The organism is Nitrogeniibacter aestuarii, assembly GCF_017309585.1.
In the GTDB taxonomy this organism is placed as follows: domain Bacteria; phylum Pseudomonadota; class Gammaproteobacteria; order Burkholderiales; family Rhodocyclaceae; genus Nitrogeniibacter; species Nitrogeniibacter aestuarii.
Window position 1 is genome coordinate 2195335 of sequence record NZ_CP071321.1, and the last position, 14826, is coordinate 2210160.

Annotated in this window: 9 protein-coding genes; all 9 read left to right on the forward strand. The window is 61.1% G+C overall.

The annotated features are described in order from the left end of the window. Positions 1 to 7: 7 nt before the first annotated feature. The 9 genes from gltA (at position 8) to J0W34_RS10090 (ending at position 14787) form a co-directional block, all read left to right on the forward strand. Positions 8 to 1303, forward strand: coding sequence for a citrate synthase (gene gltA / locus J0W34_RS10050; RefSeq protein WP_227814659.1), 1296 nt, complete (start codon positions 8 to 10; stop codon positions 1301 to 1303). Between the two features lie 141 nt (positions 1304 to 1444). Next, the gene (locus J0W34_RS10055; protein WP_227814658.1) at positions 1445 to 4273 is read left to right on the forward strand and encodes a 2-oxoglutarate dehydrogenase E1 component; all 2829 of its coding nucleotides are present in this window, start codon (positions 1445 to 1447) and stop codon (positions 4271 to 4273) included. Positions 4274 to 4315: 42 nt separating this feature from the next. Continuing rightward, the gene (gene odhB, locus J0W34_RS10060; RefSeq protein ID WP_230971562.1) at positions 4316 to 5500 is read left to right on the forward strand and encodes a 2-oxoglutarate dehydrogenase complex dihydrolipoyllysine-residue succinyltransferase; all 1185 of its coding nucleotides are present in this window, start codon (positions 4316 to 4318) and stop codon (positions 5498 to 5500) included. 54 nt (positions 5501 to 5554) lie between these two features. Beyond that, positions 5555 to 6985 carry a dihydrolipoyl dehydrogenase gene (gene lpdA, locus J0W34_RS10065; protein WP_230971563.1) on the forward strand — a complete coding sequence of 477 codons (1431 nt, stop codon included), beginning with the start codon at positions 5555 to 5557 and terminating at the stop codon, positions 6983 to 6985. Positions 6986 to 7075: 90 nt separating this feature from the next. Continuing rightward, complete coding sequence (gene zapE, locus J0W34_RS10070) at positions 7076 to 8188, forward strand: cell division protein ZapE (protein ID WP_227814655.1); 1113 nt, start codon at positions 7076 to 7078, stop codon at positions 8186 to 8188. A gap of 5 nt (positions 8189 to 8193) precedes the next feature. Beyond that, entirely contained in the window at positions 8194 to 9051 is an 858-nt protein-coding gene (locus J0W34_RS10075; protein WP_230971564.1) for a hypothetical protein, read from the forward strand. A gap of 2 nt (positions 9052 to 9053) precedes the next feature. Then, positions 9054 to 11033: an ATP-dependent DNA helicase gene (locus J0W34_RS10080; protein ID WP_230971565.1), complete on the forward strand. Its 1980-nt coding sequence runs from the start codon at positions 9054 to 9056 to the stop codon at positions 11031 to 11033. Positions 11034 to 11084: 51 nt separating this feature from the next. Next, positions 11085 to 12257, forward strand: coding sequence for a M20 aminoacylase family protein (locus J0W34_RS10085; RefSeq protein ID WP_230971566.1), 1173 nt, complete (start codon positions 11085 to 11087; stop codon positions 12255 to 12257). 43 nt (positions 12258 to 12300) lie between these two features. Further along, complete coding sequence (locus tag J0W34_RS10090; protein WP_230971567.1) at positions 12301 to 14787, forward strand: ABC transporter permease; 2487 nt, start codon at positions 12301 to 12303, stop codon at positions 14785 to 14787. Positions 14788 to 14826: the final 39 nt, after the last annotated feature.

The window sequence follows — 14826 nt, forward strand, 5'->3', positions numbered from 1 at the left end:
ACGAGTCATGAGCACTGAACGTAACGCAACTCTTACGATCGACGGGAATTCCTACGACTTTCCGATCATGTCCGGCACCCACGGCAACGATGTCATCGACATTCGCAAGCTGGGTGGCCAGACGGGTCTTTTCACTTACGATTCCGGTTTCCTTTCCACCGCAAGCTGCAAATCCACTGTCACCTTCATTGATGGCGACAAGGGCGAGCTGCTCTACCGCGGTTACCCGATCGAGCAACTGGCAGACAACTGCAACTTCCTGGAAGTCGCCTACCTGCTGAAGAATGGTGAGCTGCCGAATGCCGCCGAAAAGGAAGCATTCGAGACCACCATCAAGAACCACACCATGCTGCACGACCAGATGACCAAGTTCTACTCTGGTTTCCGTCGTGATGCGCACCCCATGGCTGTCATGGTCGGTGTCGTGGGTGCCCTGTCGGCCTTCTACCACGATGCGCTGGATCTGCAGGACGCCGAGCACCGCAATGTGTCGTTCAACCGCCTGGTCGCCAAGCTGCCGACCATCGTTGCCATGGCGTACAAGTACAACACCGGGCAACCGTTCATGTACCCGCGCAACGACCTGAGCTACACCGCCAACTTCATGCACATGATGTTCGGCACCCCGTGCGAGGAGTACAAGCCGAACCCGACGCTGGTGCACGCCCTTGACACCATCTTCACCCTGCACGCCGATCACGAGCAGAACGCGTCGACCTCGACCGTGCGTCTCGCAGGTTCCTCCGGGGCCAACCCGTTTGCGTGTATCTCCGCCGGCATCGCTTGCCTGTGGGGCCCCGCCCACGGCGGTGCGAACGAAGCCTGCCTGCAGATGCTCGAAGAGATCGGCGATGTCTCCAAGGTCGGTGAGTACATCAATCGCGCAAAAGACAAGAGCGATTCGTTCAAGCTGATGGGTTTCGGTCACCGGGTCTACAAGAACTTCGATCCGCGTGCCAAGCTGATGCGCAAGGTGTGCTACGACGTGCTGGGCGAGCTGGGTCTGGAAAACGACCGCCTCTTCAAGCTCGCCATGGAACTCGAGAAGATCGCTCTGGAAGACGAGTACTTCGTCGAGAAGAAGCTGTACCCGAACGTCGATTTCTACTCTGGCATCGTCCAGAAGGCGCTCGGTATCCCGACCTCCATGTTCACCTGCATCTTCGCGCTTGCGCGTACGGTGGGCTGGATGACTCAGTGGGAAGAAATGATGACCGATCCGGAGTACAAGATCGGCCGTCCGCGCCAGCTCTACGTCGGTGCGGCACGACGCGACGTCGTGCCCCTCGACAAGCGCGGTTAAAGAGCAATGAGGGAGGGGGCAAAACACAATAAATAAAGCAACTCGGGATGGTCAGGCTCGCGCGTGACCATCCCGTTTTTGCTATTTGCCCCAAGGTGTCGCTCCGGGCAGGCGGAGCAAAGTAATTCGGGTGAACCAACCATGATGAAACAACTGCGCGGCAATTCGATGCTTTTCGGTGCCAACGCACCGTTCGTTGAAGAGCTGTATGAAGCCTATCTCGCCGACCCCGACAGCGTGGCGGACGAATGGCGAACCTATTTCGACGGGCTGAAAGTCGGTGCCGCGGCAGCTGTCCGCGACGTCGCTCACACCCCGATCATCAATGCCTTCGAACAGATGGCCAAGCGCGGCCCGGTTCGTGTCGTCAAGGGCGGCGAGGGGAACAAGCGTCAGGTCAGCACGTTGCAGCTGATCAACGCTTATCGCTTTCTCGGTAACCGCTGGGCGAATCTCGATCCGCTCAAGCGCAACGAGCGCCCGCATGTTGCCGAGCTCGAGCCGTCCTACTACGGCTTCACCGAAGGCGACCTGAACGAGCAGTTCAACGTCGGCTCCTTTCACGCGTTTTCGACCGAGCAGGCGAGCCTGCGCGAGATTCTCGAAGCCGTGCGCCAGACCTACTGCGGTTCGATCGGCTCCGAGTACATGTACATCTCGGACATCGGTCAGAAGCGCTGGATCCAGGCCCGCCTCGAGAGCATCAAGGGAACCCCGACATATTCTGCCGAACAGAAAAAGCACATCCTCGGACGCGTCACCGCAGCCGAGACGCTCGAGAAGTACCTGCACACCCGGTACGTCGGCCAGAAGCGCTTTTCGCTTGAGGGTGGCGATTCCACCATTGTCGCGATGGACGAGCTGGTCAACGTGGCCGGTAGTCTCGGCGCGCAAGAAATCGTGATCGGCATGGCCCACCGTGGCCGTTTGAACGTGCTGGTCAATACCTTGGGCAAGTCGCCGTCCGAACTCTTTGCCGAGTTCGAAGGCAAGGCCGAAGTGGATCTGACCGCAGGTGACGTCAAGTACCACAAAGGCTTCTCGAGCGATGTGATGACCCCGGGTGGCCCGGTTCACCTCACCCTGGCGTTCAACCCGTCTCACCTGGAAATCATCAACCCGGTGGTTGAAGGTTCCGTATACGCCCGTCAGGTTCGACGCAACGACACCGACAAGACCCAAGTGCTGCCTGTGCTCATCCATGGTGATTCCGCCGTGGCTGGCCAGGGTGTGAACCAGGAGATGCTCAACTTCTCCCAGACCCGTGGCTATGGCACGGGTGGCACGGTGCACATCGTCATCAACAACCAGATCGGTTTCACCACCTCCGACCCACGTGATTATCGTTCGTCGCTGTATTGCACGGACATCTTCAAGATGGTCGAAGCGCCGATCTTCCACGTGAATGGTGATGATCCCGAGGCGGTTGCACTGGTGACCGCGCTTGCCGTCGAATTCCGCAACGAATTCAAGAAAGACGTGGTGATCGACCTGATCTGCTACCGCAAGCTCGGCCACAACGAGCAGGACGAGCCGATGGTCACCCAGCCGCTCATGTACCGAAAGGTCTCCCAGCATCCGGGCACTCGCAAGCTTTATGCGGACCGGCTTGTGGCCGAGGGTGTCTGCGCTGCAGACGAGCCCGAACAGATGATTCAGGACTACCGTGATCACCTCGACAAGGGTGAGTTGCTGGCAAATCCGTCGCTGTCGGGTCACAACCGAAAGTTCGCGGTGGACTGGGGTCCCTACCTGGGCAAGGCCTACACCGACGATTGCGATACCGGCGTGCCGGCGAGCGAACTGAAACGTCTTGCTGAGCGCCTGACGACTCTGCCCGAAGGCTTTACCCTGCATTCACGGGTCAAAAAGATCATCAACGATCGCGCCGCCATGGGTAAGGGCGAGCAGCCGATCGATTGGGGCATGGGTGAAAACCTCGCCTACGCTTCGCTGCTGGTTCAGGGTTTTGGTGTGCGCCTGTCAGGTGAAGACATCGGCCGTGGCACCTTCTTCCACCGTCACGCGGTGCTTCACGACCAGAAACGTGAGCGCTGGGACGAGGGCGCTTATGTGCCGCTCAAGCACATCCAGGAGGGCCAGGGCAACATGCAGGTCTTTGACTCGGTGCTGTCTGAAGAAGCCGTGCTTGCTTTCGAGTACGGCTATGCCACTGCCGAGCCGGATCATCTGCCCGTCTGGGAGGCCCAGTTCGGTGACTTCGCCAACGGCGCTCAGGTGGTGATCGATCAGTTCATCAGTTCCGGTGAAGCCAAGTGGGGCCGTCTTGCGGGTCTGACGCTGCTGCTGCCACATGGTTATGAAGGCCAGGGCCCGGAGCACTCGTCTGCGCGTCTCGAGCGTTACATGCAGTTGTGCGCCGAGAACAACATGCAGGTGTGCGTGCCGAGCACGCCGGCACAGATCTTCCACCTGCTGCGCCGTCAGATGGTGCGTCAGTTGCGCAAACCGCTCGTGGTCATCACGCCCAAGTCGCTGCTGCGCCACAAGGAAGCCGTGTCCGAACTCGACGAGCTTGCCAAGGGCCAGTTCAAGACCGTCATCGGCGAGATCGACAAGCTCGACGACAAGAAGGTCAAGCGTGTCGTGCTGTGCTCCGGCAAGCTGTATTACGAGCTGATGGCCTACCGGCGCGAGCAGAAGATCAAGGACATTGCTGTTGTCCGTATCGAACAACTCTATCCGTTCCCGGCAGAGAAGTTCACCGAGGAACTGAGCCGCTACCCGAATCTGAAGGAAGTGGTTTGGTGCCAGGAAGAGCCGCGTAACCAGGGTGCCTGGTACTGGTTCGCGTCGCGCCAGCATCTGGCCAAGGTGATGGGCGGCAAGCAACAACTGTATCTGGTGAGTCGTCCGGCATCTGCATCGCCGGCCGTCGGCTACTACGCCAAACACAACCAGCAGCAGAAAGAAGTCATCGAGAACGCCTTCGGGCCCATCTCCGAATAACCGAACAAATGCATGCACTAAGCATAAGAGGGAGCTAAATCCATGCTGATCGAAGTGAAAGTTCCGCAGCTGTCCGAGTCCGTGTCCGAAGCGACTCTGGTGAGCTGGCATAAAAAAGCAGGTGAAGCCGTTTCACGCGACGAAAACCTGATCGACATCGAGACCGACAAGGTCGTTCTCGAGACGCCGGCACCGGCGGATGGTGTTCTGGTCGAAATCATCATGGGCGATGGTGAGACCGTGACCAGTGGTGACCTGATCGCCAAGATCGACACCGAAGCAAAGGCCAGTGCCGGCGAGGAGAAGAAGCACGAGCCGGCACCGGAAGTGACGCCGCCGCCGGCCGCCAAGGCCTCCTCGGGTGGCTCTGCCAGCCCGTCCGCACGCAAGATCCTCGACGAGAAGGGCATTGCAGAAGGCGACGTCAAGGGTTCCGGCCGCGGCGGTCGCGTGACCAAGGCGGACGCCATGGGCGCAGGCAAGGGAAGCAGTGCCGCTGCTGCTCCGGTTCAGGTGGCTGATGGCGAGCGCCCGGAAGAGCGCGTGCCGATGACCCGCCTGCGCGCCCGTATTGCCGAGCGTCTGCTCCAGTCCAAGAATGAAAACGCCATCCTGACCACCTTCAACGAAGTCAACATGGGTCCGGTCATGGCGCTGCGTGCCGAGTACAAGGACAAGTTTGAGAAGGCTCACGGTGTGCGTCTGGGCTTCATGGGTTTCTTCGTCAAGGCCGCTGTGGCCGCCCTGAAGAAATTCCCGATCCTGAATGCCTCTGTCGATGGCAATGACATCGTCTATCACGGCTACTTCGACATCGGTATCGCCGTGGGTAGCCCGCGGGGTCTGGTGGTGCCGATCATTCGTGACGCAGACCAGATGTCGATCGCCGACATCGAGAAGAAGATTGCCGAGTACGGTCAGAAGGCAAAGGAAGGCAAGATCTCTCTCGAAGAGCTCACCGGCGGTACGTTCTCCATCTCCAACGGTGGCGTGTTCGGTTCCATGCTGTCCACCCCGATCATCAACCCGCCGCAGTCCGCGATCCTGGGCATTCACGCCACCAAGGACCGTCCGGTGGTCGAGAACGGCCAGATCGTGATCCGCCCGATCAACTACCTGGCCATGTCCTATGATCACCGCATCATCGACGGCCGCGAAGCCGTGCTGGGTCTGGTGACCATGAAGGAAGCACTCGAAGATCCGGCACGCCTGCTGCTGGACGTTTAAACCATGCTGGCGGGCGGGCCTGACGGTCCGCCCGATCTCACGAGGGAGAGATGAATGGCGAACAAAGAATTTGACGTCGTGGTCATCGGCGGTGGCCCTGGCGGCTACGTGGCGGCGATTCGCGCGGCTCAACTGGGTTTCAAGGCGGCATGCGCCGAATCCAATCCGTATGCCGATCCAAAGGGCGAGCCTCGCCTGGGCGGTACCTGCCTGAACGTGGGCTGCATCCCGTCCAAGGCGCTGCTGCACACCTCGCACCTGTTTGAGGAAGCGGGCCACAGTTTTGCCGATCAGGGCATCAAGGTAGGCAAGCCGAGCATCGACGTACCGACCATGATCGGTCGCAAGGCCAAGGTTGTCGATCAACTGACCGGTGGGATCAAGGGTCTGTTCAAGAAGAACAAGGTCACCATGCTCCCGGGCCATGGCAGCTTCGTGGCCAAGGCTGACGGCGGGTGGAAACTCAAGGTCGGTGACGAGGAAGTCCTGGCCAAGCAGGTGATCGTGGCGACGGGTTCCAAGGCCCGTCACCTGGACGGTATGCCCGTCGACAACAAACTCATCTGCGACAACATCGGTGCGCTTGAGATCGACGCCGTGCCGAAGAAACTCGGTTTGATCGGCTCGGGGGTGATCGGCCTGGAGATGGGCTCGGTCTGGCGTCGTCTCGGTGCTGAAGTCACCATCCTCGAAGCGATGGACAGTTTCCTGGCCGCTGCTGACAAGGATGTCGCCAAGGAAGCCCAGAAAGTCTTCACCAAGCAAGGCCTGGACATCAAGCTTGGCGTCAAGGTGGGTAAAGTCACCCCAGCCAAGAACGGCAAGTCGGTCACTGTCGAGTACGAAGACAAGGACGGCGCACAGAAGGACACCTTTGATCGTCTCATCGTCTCGGTGGGTCGTGTGCCGAACACGGACGGTCTCAACGCCGACGCCGTGGGTCTGAAGATCGACGAACGTGGGTTTGTCGAGGTCGACGATCACTGCAAGACCAACCTGGACGGTGTCTGGGCGGTCGGCGATGTGGTGCGAGGCCCGATGCTGGCGCACAAGGCGATGGAAGAAGCCGTGATGGTCGCCGAACTGATGGCGGGCCAGGCGGGTCATTGCAACTTCGACACCATCCCCTGGGTGATCTACACCTCGCCTGAAATTGCCTGGGTCGGCAAGACCGAGCAGCAGCTCAAGGAAGAAGGTACCAAGTATAGCGTTGGCAAGATCCCGTTCATGGCCAATGGCCGCGCGCTGGGCATGGGCGACACCACCGGTTTCGTGAAGATGCTCGCTTGCGAGGAAACCGATCGGGTGCTCGGTGTCCACATCATTGGTGCAAACGCCTCCGAGCTGATCGCCGAAGCCGTGGTGACCATGGAGTTCCATGGTGCTGCCGAGGATCTGGCGCGCATCTGCCACGCGCACCCGACCCTGTCGGAAGCCGTGCACGAAGCCGCCCTGGCGGTCGACAAGCGCCCGCTGCACTTCTAAGAAGGCGCGCTGTCAAAAAAGGAGGTGGGTCTCGGGCGGCAATGCCGCCCGGCACCTGCCTTTGTCGTTTGTTGAAGGTTATGAATCAAGATGCCCCATCGAGTCCTCAACGTTCCTGAGCACGGCATGGTCGACGCCTACAAGGCGCTTTTGGCCGAACGTGGCTACAAGCCGGATCCGGCGCAGGAGGCGGCCGTCAAGCGCCTTCAGGTGCTGTACACCGATCTGCTCGGTTTCAAGGTTGCCCGTCAGAGTTTCCTGAAGAAATACGTCTTCAAGCCCGATCAGCCCAAAAGCGTGTATTTCTGGGGCGGTGTGGGTCGCGGCAAGAGCTTTTTGATGGACTGTTTCTTTGAATCCGTCCCCTACAAGCGCAAGCGTCGCGTCCACTTCCACGCATTCATGCAGGAAGTCCAGAACGACCTCAAGTCACTCAATCATCTGCCCGACCCGCTGCAGACCGTGGCGGAACGCATCTCGGAGCAGACGCGCCTGCTGTGCTTCGACGAGTTTCACGTTTCCGACATTGCCGATGCCATGATCCTCGGTCGGCTGCTCGAAGCGCTGTTCGCGCGCGGGGTCATTTTCGTGATGACCTCCAACTATCCGCCCGACGGCCTGTATCCGAACGGCTTGCAGCGCATCAACTTCCTGCCGACCATCAAGATGCTCAAGGAACGCTGTGACGTTATCGAGGTTGATTACGGCACCGATTACCGACTGCGCACCATGGAGCAGCTGGAAAAGTATCTGGTGCCGGACGATGAGATCGCGCTCAAGCATCTGTCGGACGATTTCTTCACGGTGGCCGGTTTCGAAGGCAAGCCCGAAGAGATCGAGGTGCTGGGTCGAAAGCTCAAAACCGTGCGCTCTGCACCCGGCGTGATCTGGTTCGATTTCAAGGAGCTGTGCGGCGGGCCGCGCTCGCAGAACGACTACCTCGAGCTGGCACGTGAGCACCATACCTTGCTGCTCTCCGGGGTGCCCAAAATGAACGCCGGCATGTCGAATGAAGCACGCCGCTTCACCTGGCTCATCGACGTGCTCTATGATCATCGCGTCAAACTGATCATGAGTGCGCAGGTGGAGGCCGCCGAGTTGTACACCGATGGCAGCTTTGCCAACGAATTTGTCCGTACGGTCAGCCGTTTGCTTGAAATGCGCTCATCGGACTATCTGGCCGAGGCGCACCGAACCGAATAAGGCGAATGCTTCGATTTCCGCGTGAGTTCGTCCTGCTGTGTGTTTTCCTGCTTGCCTTGCTGGGCAGCGGGTTGGCGCGTGCCGATTTTCCGCTGACCATACTCAAGACCCGTCATCAGAGTGCCGAATTGCTCGCCCCAAAACTGGCGGAGATGGTGAGCCCGGGCGGGCGGGTCAGTGGCATCAACAACACCTTGCTCATTCGCACCGATCCGGAGAACCTGCGGGAACTTCAGGCAGTGCTGGCCGAGATTGATCAGGCGGCCAAGCGACTTCGAATTCGCGTTCGCTCTTCGCTCGACGCGGACAGCCGCCGGCGGGAACTGGGTGTCAGCGGTGATATTGGCAACGACGATGTACGCATCCGGTTGCCGGATTCGCCCAATCAACGCAACACCCGTATCGACATCGGCACGGTACGAATCGATGGCAGCGACAGTGCCGGGCAGCTGCGTCAAGGCGCAGAACAGTTCGTCGACACCATTGATGGTGGGCGCGCCAGCGTGTTTCTGGGTCAGTCGATTCCCATGCGGTTTCATCAGGTGTTCATCGAACCGGACGGCGCTCGTGTCGTTCGCGGCACCACATGGCGTGATATCGGCGCCGGGCTGGTGGCGACACCGCAAGTGCGTGGTCAACGCGTCACCGTCGCGCTCAGTCCGGAGCGCAGTCAGATGAACGAGCGTGGTCATGCCGACGTCTTCAGGCTTGAGACGACGGTTGAAGGGCGCCTGGGCGAGTGGATGCCTGTGGGCGGTGCCACCGAAGACAGTGGCAGCCGGGGAGGGGTCATTGGCCGGCGATCCACCGAGACCTCTTCGAGCAGCGCCCAGTTTTGGCTGCGTGTCGATCTGCTGGACTGATCATGACGCTTGATGACGTTTTCGCGCCAGACGGCGCTCTGGCCGAGACGGTCAACGGTTTCTCTCCCCGCATTCAGCAAAGGGAGATGGCTGAACGGATCGAAGCGGCCATCAAAAGCAATGGCGTGCTCATCGCCGAAGCCGGTACCGGTACGGGCAAAACCTTTGCCTACCTGGTGCCCGCGCTCATGTCCGGTGGCAAGGTGCTCATTTCCACCGGGACCAAAACCCTGCAGGACCAGCTCTACCGGCGTGATCTGCCCACGGTGCGCAAGGCGCTGAAGCTGCCGTTGACCACGGCATTGCTCAAGGGCCGTTCCAACTACGTCTGTCATTACCACCTGGCGCGTAACGCAAGCGAGGGGCGCTTCCGTTCACCTCAGGAAGTGGACCATCTACGCAAGATCGTGCGCTTCGCCGAAACCACCGGCACGGGTGACAAGGCCGATTGCACGGATGTACCGGAGGACAGTACAGCCTGGATGTCGGCGACCTCGAATCGGGATAACTGCCTGGGGCAGGAATGCCCCAACGTGAAGGAATGCTTCATCCTGCAAGCGCGTCGCAACGCCATGGAGGCTGACGTGGTGGTGGTCAATCACCATCTGTTTTTTGCCGACGTCGTGCTGCGCGATGAGGGGATGGGCGAACTTCTGCCGTCATGCAACACCGTGATTTTCGATGAGGCACACCAGTTGCCGGAAACGGCGACCATGTTCTTCGGGGAGTCCGTCTCGAGTGCACAGGTCATCGAGCTTGCACGCGACACACGAACGGAAACGCTCGCGGGTGCCGCCGACTGCCGGGACTTGGTGGAGGCCACCCGCAAGCTGGAGAAAGTCGCTCGCGACTGGCGCCTGTCCATTCCGGGCGAGAACCTGCGTATCGGCATGGAGCAACTGGAGCGCTATCCCGAGTTCCCGAAAGCGCTGGAAGAGCTCGGCAATGAGCTGCGCCGCTTCGGAAAGATTCTCGCTACCCAGGCCGAGCGCTCCGAAGGTCTGGCCAACTGCCTGAAGCGCATGGACGAGTTGGTGCTGCGTCTCGAGGCCTGGTCGGCTCCGGGGGACGCCCAGATCGTACGATGGGTCGAGGTGTTCACCCAGGCGATCCTCATCCATGCGACGCCACTGCAAGTCGGGTCCCTGTTCGTTCGCCAGCTGCAAGGCCACCCCCGTGCCTGGATCTTTACTTCGGCGACGCTCGCGGTCGGCCCGGAATTCGATCACTACATGCGCGAGCTTGGCCTTAATTTCCTTGAGAATCCGCCCGAATGCGCTGTTTGGGGCAGCCCCTTCGACTATGAATCGCGGGCACTTCTGTATGCACCATCGCCCATGCCGGATCCGAATGATCCGGCATACCCGGACGCGGTCGCCGATGTGGCCTATCCGCTGATCGAGGCGGCCCAGGGGCGCACCTTCGTGTTGTGTACCTCGTTGCGCGCCATGCGCCGTATCCATGAACGCCTTGAAGACAAGATGACCCGCGCCGGCCTCGACCTGCCGCTGCTTGTCCAGGGTGAGGATTCGCGCAGCAACCTGCTGGCGCGCTTCCGGGCACTCGGCAATGCGGTACTGGTGGCCAGCCAGAGCTTCTGGGAAGGGGTTGATGTGCCTGGCGATGCCTTGTCGGTGGTGGTGATCGACAAGCTGCCCTTCGCTCCGCCCGATGATCCGGTCCTCTCTGCGCGGATCGAACATTTGCGCAAGGCCGGTGTCAATCCATTCATGACTTACCAGTTGCCACGCACCGTCATCAACATGAAGCAGGGCGCCGGCCGTCTCATCCGCACGGAGCAGGACAAGGGCGTGCTGGTGGTGTGCGACCCGCGAATGGTGGACAAACCCTATGGCCGCCGCGTCTGGCGCAGCCTGCCGCCCATGGCCCGCACACGGGTTTCGGATGAGGTTGTCGCCTTTCTGAAGACCCTGCCACCAACCCGTCAGGCCACCGAAAAAGAATCGACGCCGGCCGATTGAGCGCGGCGCTAAACTGTCCGACTGACAAACCCAACGACAACAGGAAGGCGCATGAAGCTCATCGACGCCGTCATGGATCAGCACGCGGACCTCACAGCGGTTCGCCGAGACATTCACCAGCACCCTGAGCTGGCGTTTGAAGAACACCGTACCGCCGAACTCGTCGCCAAGCGACTCGAGGCCGCTGGCATCGAGACCCACCGCGGTATCGGCCGGACCGGCGTGGTGGGCGTGATCCGCAATGGCAATTCAAAGCGCAGCATCGGCCTGAGGGCCGACATGGATGCGTTGCCCATGCAGGAACGCAACGAATTCGCACACCACTCCCGGCACGAAGGTCGCATGCATGCGTGCGGCCATGACGGCCACACCACCATGCTGCTCGGTGCGGCCGAGTATCTGGCCAGACATCGCGACTTTGATGGCACCGTGGTGTTCATTTTTCAGCCAGCGGAAGAGGGCGACGGCGGCGGCCGGGAAATGATCGAAGACGGCATCTTCGACCGCTTTCCGATGCAGCAGGTCTTCGGCATGCACAACTGGCCGGGATTGCCCGCGGGGACATTTGCCGTGCACGCCGGGCCCGTGATGGCGTCTGCAGATCGATTCGATGTCGACATCAGTGGCCATGGTGCTCACGCCGCCATGCCACATCTCGGTGTCGATCCCGTGCCGGCCGCAGCCGCCATGATTCAGGCGCTGCAGACAGTGGTCAGCCGGGTGGTGGATCCGCTCGATGCCGCCGTTGTTTCCGTCACCAAGATGCAGGCAGGTGAAGCCTACAATGTCATTCCCGATCGGGCGCGGCTCACGGGCACCGTGCGCGCGTTCAGCCCCGATGTCCAGGCCCGCGTCGAGACCACCATGCAGCGTATCTGCCAGGGGATCGGGGCTGCTCATGGTGTCAATGTGAACTTCCAGTTCCGTCGCGGCTATCCGGCAACGATCAATACGGCGGCCGAAGCCGCGATCTGTGCTGATGTGGCGCGCTCGGTAGTGGGTGATGCGGCTGTGCTCACGGATCAGAAGTCAAGCATGGGCGCGGAGGATTTTGCCTACTTTCTGCAGGAGCGCCCGGGCGCCTACGTGTGGATCGGCAACGGGCCAGGCGAGGGCGGCTGCATGCTCCACAACCCCCGCTACGATTTCAACGATGCAGTCATCCCGACGGGCGTAACGTACTGGGTGCGGCTGGTGGAAAAGCTGCTCAACGGTTCAACGTGATCCGGACACGGAACCCGTCACCCGCTTCGGTAGTCCATCAGGGATGATTTCAATCCGCCTTGCCCTGAGGATGCTGGTCCGCGACCTGCGCGCCGGCGAATTGCACCTGCTCGCGCTTGCCTTGATCGTCGCCGTTGCCAGTCTGGTCAGCGTCGGCTTCCTCACGGATCGGGTCTCGCGCAGCCTCAACCGCGAGGCCACCCAGTTGCTGGGGGGCGATCTTCTGCTGAGCGCCGACAAAGCGTGGGACGATTCGGTGCGTCAGCGCGCGCGCGACACGGGGTTGAAGGTGGCCGATACGCTGACCTTTTCCAGCATGGTCAGCGCCGACGAGGCGTTTCAGCTCGTTGCAGTCAAAGCGGTTTCTGATGAGTACCCCTTGCGCGGTCAGGTCAAGACCGCTCCCGAGCGGAATGCGCCCGATCGTGTCATGCCCGGCGGCCCGCCAGCGGGGCAGATCTGGCCCGATGAGCGCGTGATGGCGGAGTTGGGCGTCGGCGTGGGTGATTCGGTTCAACTGGGCATGAAGACGTTTACCGTTGGTAGCGTACTCACTTTCGAGTCCGATCGCGGGGTGAATTTCTTCAGCATGCTGCCGCGGGTCATGGTCAATACCTCTGACCTGGCGGCGACCGGACTCATCCAGACAGGCTCTCGTGTTCGCTACCGGCTCCACCTGGCGGGAGACCGCCTGGATGTCGAACGGTTTCGTTCGGAGGTCGAACCGACCCTGACGCGTGGACAGGAGATCGAGTCCATCGACAACGCCCGGCCTGAAGTGCGTATTGCGCTGGATCGCGCGGAGCGTTTCTTGCGACTCGCGGCCACGCTTGCGGTTGTCCTCGCCGCCGTTGCGATCGGCTTGAGTGCGCGCCGGTTCATGAACCGGCATATCGACGGTTGTGCCGTCATGCGCTGCCTGGGGGCACAGCAGGCCCAGCTGATTCGAATTCATCTGATCCAGTTCGTTGCCTTCGGGCTGGTCGCTTCGGGGATTGGCGTCGCGCTGGCATTTGCGGTTCAGGGTACTTTGGCGGCGGGGCTCTCCGACATGATGCGTACGGCCTTGCCAGCGCCGAGCCTGACCCCGGTTCTGCATGGTCTGCTGGTCGGACTCGCCTTGCTTCTGGGGTTTGTCCTCCCGCATCTGATCGGGTTGTCCCGCGTGCCGACCTTGCGTGTGATTCGACGTGAGCTTGAATCGAGCCGTGGCCTCGCCATGCTGGCATGGGCGACCGGCCTTGCGACCCTGGTCGGTATTGTCACCTGGGTTGCCAATGACATGACCCTCGGCATCTGGGTCAGTCTGGGCTTTGTGCTCTCGCTCGGTGCCTTTGCCGCGGTCAGTGCGCTGGGTTTCAGTGCCGCGGCCCATGCAGGGGCCGGTGCGAGGGGAGGTTGGCGCTACGGCTTTCAGGCGTTGCGCCGACGTCTCGGCAGTCATGTGATCCAGGCAACGGCGCTCGGGCTCGGCCTGATGGCGCTCCTGGTTCTGACGCTGGTGCGTGCCGATTTGCTGGCGGCCTGGCGCGATACCGTGCCGGCCGACGCGCCGAACCGGTTCGTGATCAACCTTCAGGCAGAGCAACGCGATGATTTTCTCGCCTATTTCCGTGATGCCGGCCTGCCGGCGCCCGATGTCTCGCCCATGATCCGTGGTCGCCTGGTCGCGATCAATGGTGAGCGCGTTCGCCCCGAACAGTTTGAGCCAGGTCGGGCGCAGCGCCTGGCGGAACGCGAATTCAATCTGTCCTATGGGGCCCGATTGCCCAACGGGAATGAGATTGCCGGCGGGCGCTGGCACGGTCAGACCGATACGCCGGAGTTTTCCATCGAAAGTGGCGTGGCCGATACGTTGGGTATCTCGGTCGGCGACGAGGTGACCTTCGATGTCGCGGGTCAGCAGATCAGTGCACCGGTCACCAGTTCGCGCGATCTGCGCTGGGACTCGATGCAGGTCAATTTCTTCTTTATTGCGTCGCCGGGTGTGCTCAACGACTATCCGGCCAGTCTCATCACCAGTTTCCATCTGCCGGATGCGCAGCACGATTTCGGTCTCGGTCTGGCCAAGGCATTTCCGAATATCTCGTTGATCGACGTCGGTGCGGTCATGGGGCAGGTGGAAAGCATGATCGAGCGTCTGATCACTGTCGTGCAACTGGTCTTCGGCTTTGCCGTGGCAGCGGGTGTGGTCGTGCTGCTGGCCGCCTTGCAGTCGACGCAGGACGAGCGTGCCCGTGAGTTCGCGATCATGCGTGCGCTCGGCGCCCGGCAACAGCAGCTGCGACAGACGCTGGTGGTTGAATTTGCCCTGATGGGGCTGATCGCGGGCGCGCTGGCCGGAATCGGTGCCAGTCTGGTGGGCTGGTTGCTGGCGGTCAAGGTGTTCGACATGAGCTACATGCCCGCAATGTCGCCTGTGGTCATCGGTGCGGTGGTAGGCGCTTTCGGTGTTGTACTGGCCGGCTGGGGCGGGGCTCGACGGCTCATGCGTCAGGCACCATTGGCTTTGTTGCGCGATGCCGTTTGAGGTACGCCAGCGCTGATATACTCGGCCGGATTTGTGCTG

Coding starts and splice junctions, on each gene's coding strand:
- zapE (WP_227814655.1), top strand. CDS start 7,076: ATGCCCCATCGAGTCCTCAACGTTCCTGAGCACGGCATGGTCGACGCC.
- J0W34_RS10090 (WP_230971567.1), top strand. CDS start 12,301: ATGATTTCAATCCGCCTTGCCCTGAGGATGCTGGTCCGCGACCTGCGC.
- lpdA (WP_230971563.1), top strand. CDS start 5,555: ATGGCGAACAAAGAATTTGACGTCGTGGTCATCGGCGGTGGCCCTGGC.
- odhB (WP_230971562.1), top strand. CDS start 4,316: ATGCTGATCGAAGTGAAAGTTCCGCAGCTGTCCGAGTCCGTGTCCGAA.
- J0W34_RS10080 (WP_230971565.1), top strand. CDS start 9,054: ATGACGCTTGATGACGTTTTCGCGCCAGACGGCGCTCTGGCCGAGACG.
- gltA (WP_227814659.1), top strand. CDS start 8: ATGAGCACTGAACGTAACGCAACTCTTACGATCGACGGGAATTCCTAC.
- J0W34_RS10075 (WP_230971564.1), top strand. CDS start 8,194: ATGCTTCGATTTCCGCGTGAGTTCGTCCTGCTGTGTGTTTTCCTGCTT.
- J0W34_RS10085 (WP_230971566.1), top strand. CDS start 11,085: ATGAAGCTCATCGACGCCGTCATGGATCAGCACGCGGACCTCACAGCG.
- J0W34_RS10055 (WP_227814658.1), top strand. CDS start 1,445: ATGATGAAACAACTGCGCGGCAATTCGATGCTTTTCGGTGCCAACGCA.